Source organism: Natronococcus sp. (assembly GCF_047921035.1).
Lineage (GTDB): Archaea > Halobacteriota > Halobacteria > Halobacteriales > Natrialbaceae > Natronococcus.
Map to the genome: position 1 here is coordinate 1 of NZ_JBLRWX010000036.1, position 5,168 is coordinate 5,168.

A 5,168-nucleotide genomic window follows, 5' to 3' on the forward strand; every position below is an offset into this window, starting at 1 on the left:
TGTGACTTTTCCTTGATTCTCCGTGGCGTCAGAAGTGTACTTCGCCTCGTATCGGCGTTTTTACCGTGTCAGACCGAACTCTTGCTGCCACCGCCATCAAGAGAGTGGACAACTAGCGACATTCTCCGTGAACTACGGCGATAGGATTTGTGGGTAAGAGACAGGGCTTTAGCCGTGGAAGGAATCCGACAAGCCTCGAATCAAACCACGAACGATAGCAAGCCGACTCCCCCGCGCCAGTCGTAGAATTTATAAAGAGAAGATTTGGTATGTGAAGCACAGATGGAGGACGTGATTCGCACCGTCAAAATCAAACTCGACGTACCCAACGGGCGGTGCGACGACCTCCATCAGACAAAAAACCACTTCCTCCACTGTGCCAATACGACGGCAGAGTGGGCGTAGAAGCACCCGAACGATTACTGCATAACCTCGAAACAGAAAGCCGAGAAAGCCCTCTACGACCAACTTCGTAACGAAACGGAGTTGACCGCAAACCTCGTGCAGAAGGGGATTCGACGCGCTATCGAGGCCACGAAAAGCGGTGTCGCCCGACTCAAGAAAGGCGACAACACGAGTCAACCACACTTCGACGCGTGGAGCGTCGTCTACGACAAACGCTCTGCGACGTTCCACCGCGACCACGTTTCTCTGTCCACGGTGAACGGTCGCGTCGAGTATGACTATGTGATTCCCGACGACGCTGAGGAGACACCAATTGGTGCGTATCTGTTGAACGAGGACTACGAGTTCCGTATGTCCACGTTGCAGTACGACCGCCACTCTGAGTCGTTCTATCTCCACGCGCGGATGCGTCGAACTGAAAGCGAGAAAGAGTCGTCCACGCCTACTTCTGAAAACGCCAAACACAGAACAGTCCTCGGCGTTAACCTAAACGTGGACGGCTCGCTCGCTGTGACTTCCACGGGTGCGTTCATCGGGAATGCCGACGAGATGAATCATCGACGCCGAGAATTTGAGAAGACTCGTGGGTCGATGCAACAGGCTGGAACGCGGTCGGCACACCTGTCGATTCAGTCGATGAAAGACCGCGAACACCGCTGGATGTAAGACGAACTGCATCGTGCCTCGAACCAGATTCTCGAAGAAGCCCGGTGTCACTACGCCTCCTCGAAGGGGGCGTTGCTCTCGCTAACCCGGAGCCACGCGCGGGACTTCGCACCCGAGATCCGGGTGAACGCGGTTGCACCGGGCCACGTCGAGACCGACATGACGAGCGATCGAACGCCCGAGGAGCTGGCGGCGATCCCCGTCGATCGGTACGGCCGGCCCGAGGATATCGCCGAGGCGGTCGCCTACCTCCGCGACGCCACGTTCGTCACGGGCGAGACGCTGAACGTCAACGGCGGCGAGCGAATGGGTTAGTATAGTAACTACCGAAAGTCAGTTCGCATCCGATCGCACAGCCGTCGTGCGATCGGTGTGCAAACAGTTTCAGCTGTTACTATAGGTCCGGAGTCCCTCCTCGAGTCGATCGAACCCCTCCTCGAGCCGATCCTCGGAGTTCGCGAAGGACAATCGGAGCCGTTCCGGCGCCGTCTCGCCGAACCCGGTACCGGGAGCGAGCACGACGCCGTGTTCCCGCAGGAGATGCTTCGCAATCGAGAGGCTATCGTCGTCGATACCGGGGTCGAGGAAGGCGTAGAACGCGCCTTCCGGTCGCGGACACGAGAGGCCGTCGATCTCCGCGACGCGATCGACGACGAGGTCCCGCCGTCGGCGAAACGCCTCGTACATCTCCTCGAAGGGGTCCTGTGGGCCCGTGAGCGCGGCGATCGCGGCGTGCTGGGCGACGCTCGAGGCGCAGGCGGTCGTCGACTCGCGGATCTTGACGACCTCGTCGATCAGGTGGCCGTCGCCCGCGAGCCAGCCCAGCCGCCAGCCGGTCATCGCGTAGGCCTTCGAGCAGGAGCCGACCGTGAGGACGTGGTCGGGATGACCGGCGTAGGACGCGATCCCTTCCGGTTCACGGTCGTAGGTGAGTCCGAGGTACACCTCGTCGGCGATCACGTAGGCGTCGTGGTCGGCGGCGGCCTTGACGACCGCCCGACACGCTTCGGGGTCGAAGACGCGACCGGTCGGGTTCGACGGAGTCGTGAGCACGACCGCCGCGGTGTCGTCGCTCATCGCCTCGATCACGCGGTCGGCCTCGAGGGCGAACCCCGACGCGGCCGACAGCGGGACCTCGCGGAACGTTCCGTCCGCCAGCAGCGCCTGGGTCTCGTAGTTCGGCCACGTCGGTCCGGGGACGAGGAGTTCCTCGCCGGGCGAGACCGTCGCCAGCACCGCGAGGTGCAGCGCCTCCATCCCGCCGGTGGTGACGACGATCTCGTCGGGCTCGTGTTCGACGCCGTACTCCTCGGCCAGCGTCTCGCCGATCGCGCGCCGGCACGCCGGCAACCCCGCGTTCGACGTGTAGTGGGTCGCTCCCTCGCGGGCGGCGCGGGCCGCAGCGTCGATGACGTGTTCGGGGGTGTCGAAGTCGGGCTCGCCGACCTCGAGCCGAACGAGGTCGCCGTCGTATCGCTCCGCGAGATCGAACATGACGCGGATGCTCGAGCGCTCGGCCCGGCGGACGCGGTCCGTTGGTGTCGGCATACCTCATAGCACAGAGATCGACGTCAAAAGGGGTCGGATGCCGGAAATCGCTGCGGCGTCCTCGGCTCCGCGACCGGGACGGTGGGCTCGACGCCGAGGGGATGCCCGCCAACTCGCTGTCGGGGGCAACACCGGTTCACGAGCTTCGACACGAGAGACGGCCGACGGGCGTTCCAAGCCCGGTCAATCGCGTGGTGGTCTCCACCCTCGCGGCGGTCGTCGGTCCGTTCGGTTGGGGCGTTTCCGAGCATCGCAGTCGACCGCCGGCGGCGTCGCATCGAGTCGGTCCCGGGGACTCGATGTCGACGGCCAAATCCGACCCGCGATCACTTTCACAGGCCGCTGATATACACTCCGAGGCGGGAAAGCTATCAAATACACATACGTTGAATTCTCCGACGAGATGGACGACCTCACCGGATTCCAGCGAGACCTCCTGTACGCGATCGCGGGTGCCGACCAGCCCTCCGGCCAGGATATCAAAGCCGAGATCGAACAGTACTACAGCGCCGAGATCAACCACGGCCGACTGTACCCGAACCTCGACACGCTCGTCAACAAGGACCTCGTCGAGAAGGGCGAACTCGACCGGCGGACGAACTACTACGCCATTACCGACGCCGGCGAGCGGACGATCCGGGATCGGCGGGAGTGGGAGGAACAGTATGCGGACTCCTGAGACGGTCTGCTGTACCGGTATACCGGAGCGACCGCAGGACGGCTCGCGGTCGGGCCAGAACTGCCCGACAGTAGTCCGTACGAGTTCTTCCGCGGCTGCAGTCGCGGGGTACTGATGGTCACAGTCCAGCAGCCGTCACGAGCACTCGCTCGGACGAAAGGACTACGTGCGGCGTGTTTTCCAGGCGTCGGTTCAGCGAATCAGGTTCTCGATATTCCGATACCGGAGGTCCGCCCACGCATCGAGCCCGAGGTCGAACTGCTCGAACAGATCGAAGTGCGGGACCCCCTGCCCGGGATAGAGGTAATCGGTCCCGAACACGATCTGATCGTGGTGTAACTCGAGGAGGGCCTGTCCGTGCGCGTGGTCACGCGTCAGCGCGTTCCAGCCCGCCAGCGTCGAAATATCGCCGTAAATGTTGTCGTACTCGGCGAGCAACTCCCAGATCCGGCCGCGCGACTCGAGGGGGCCCTCCGGAATGCTGCCGAGATCAACCGGTTCGACGGCTCCGTCCATGTGGGACCACCAGCCGTGAGCGTGGGCGACGAAGTCGACCTCAGGATACGAGGCCAGCACGCCCTCAAGTCGCGGGAGGCCGACCTCGTCCGGCAGCGACTGCTGATCGGTGTGAAAGAGAACCGGGAGCTCGTAGGTAGCACAGCGTTCGTACAGCGCCTCGAGCCGGTCGTCGTCGATTCGCATCTCGACTTTGAGTTCGCCGAATCCACGAGCGCCGCGACCGACGTACTCCTCGAGCCGGTCGGCAGCAGCGTCCACACCGTCGAACTCTCGCGGATCGACCGAGCAGAACGGAACGAGGCGGTCAGGATACGGTTCGACCTCGTCGAGCACCCAGGAACTCGGTGCTCGAACCGGGTAGCTCTCGGGAAAGTCGAACGGAAGGACGACCGCACGATCGATACCGTTCGCATCCATCCACCCCACGAGTTGGCCGGCCGACAGCGGGTCCTTCCCTCGGGCTTCCGTCGGGATAATGTGCGTGTGGGCGTCGAACAACGGGAGTTCATCGACGGATTCTACCTCGTCGTCATCGTCAACTTCCGCGTCGTCTGCATCGTCATCGTCGTCATTGCCAGCCGCCGTATCGTCTTCATCGGCTTCCCTGTCGTCGGTCGCTGTCCTCACCGGGTTATCGGACGGCTCGGTGGTCGGGTCCGAGGGTTCGGACTCCGTCGAGTCGTCAGGTTCGGTAGATGCACATCCTGCAGTGATCGCGGAGAGACCGACGCCCGCTCTTACGAGATACTGCCGGCGGGTCGTACTCGATTCCGACGACGGAGCGTCCGCCGTGGTCGATCCGGGCGGGGTAGGGTTGCGGTGGGACGGATCGTCTGCGGACGAGGACCAGCGAGACATGGCGTGTCGATCCAGAACGCAGCGTAAATCGTTACCGCCGATACTGTATCCTTAATTTATATGGGGTGTAGTACGCTGTCGGCGAGAACGACGACCAACGGTTGAGCGGATGTGCCGACAGCGCTGTCGCCGGTTCGGGAGCTCGAGGTACGAACTGATCGGGCTGCTCGTGAGACGGATCGCGTCAGAATATCCCGAGGAACTCGATCGATTCGAAGGCTAGCCACACGATAAGCACGTAGTTCAGAACCGTCGACGAGAGTGCGTAGAAAACCGTCTGCACGATGGGATACGAAGTCATGCCGGCAGGGATCATGATGAACGATCCGACGAACGGGACGAGGTTCGTCACGAAGATACCGGCGCCGCTGTATCGCTGAAACAGGTTCTCGGCCCGGGACACCTGGCCGTCGGAGACGGAGACGGCCGGAAGCGAGTCGATCGCGTCGATACCGTAGTTACTCGAGATCCAATAAATGAGTAACTGACCGGT

At 62.5% G+C, this 5,168-nt stretch carries 5 protein-coding genes and 1 pseudogene; 3 read left to right on the plus strand and 3 right to left on the minus strand.

What is annotated here, in order from left to right; translation table 11 throughout:
• Positions 1-282 precede the first annotated feature (282 nt).
• A pseudogene (locus ACNA7R_RS09330) lies at positions 283-1,068 on the plus strand (RNA-guided endonuclease TnpB family protein); the annotation flags it as partial.
• A gap of 75 nt (positions 1,069-1,143) precedes the next feature.
• Positions 1,144-1,386 carry an SDR family oxidoreductase gene (locus ACNA7R_RS09335; RefSeq protein WP_416283293.1) on the plus strand — a complete coding sequence of 81 codons (243 nt, stop codon included), beginning with the start codon at positions 1,144-1,146 and terminating at the stop codon, positions 1,384-1,386.
• Between the two features lie 69 nt (positions 1,387-1,455).
• On the opposite strand, the gene ACNA7R_RS09340 is transcribed toward ACNA7R_RS09335, so the two are convergent.
• Entirely contained in the window at positions 1,456-2,619 is a 1,164-nt protein-coding gene (locus tag ACNA7R_RS09340) for a pyridoxal phosphate-dependent aminotransferase (protein ID WP_416283294.1), read from the minus strand.
• A 403-nt stretch (positions 2,620-3,022) separates the two neighbouring features.
• Here ACNA7R_RS09340 and ACNA7R_RS09345 point away from each other — a divergent pair, with 403 nt between their 5' ends.
• A complete protein-coding gene (locus ACNA7R_RS09345) occupies positions 3,023-3,298 on the plus strand; it encodes a PadR family transcriptional regulator (protein ID WP_416283295.1) in 276 nt (91 codons plus the stop codon).
• Between the two features lie 192 nt (positions 3,299-3,490).
• On the opposite strand, the gene ACNA7R_RS09350 is transcribed toward ACNA7R_RS09345, so the two are convergent.
• Both ACNA7R_RS09350 and ACNA7R_RS09355 read right to left on the minus strand, forming a co-directional pair.
• A complete protein-coding gene (locus ACNA7R_RS09350) occupies positions 3,491-4,444 on the minus strand; it encodes an amidohydrolase family protein (RefSeq protein ID WP_416283296.1) in 954 nt (317 codons plus the stop codon).
• Between the two features lie 415 nt (positions 4,445-4,859).
• A partial coding sequence (locus ACNA7R_RS09355; RefSeq protein WP_416283297.1) for a DedA family protein occupies positions 4,860-5,168 on the minus strand: 309 nt, incomplete at its 5' end.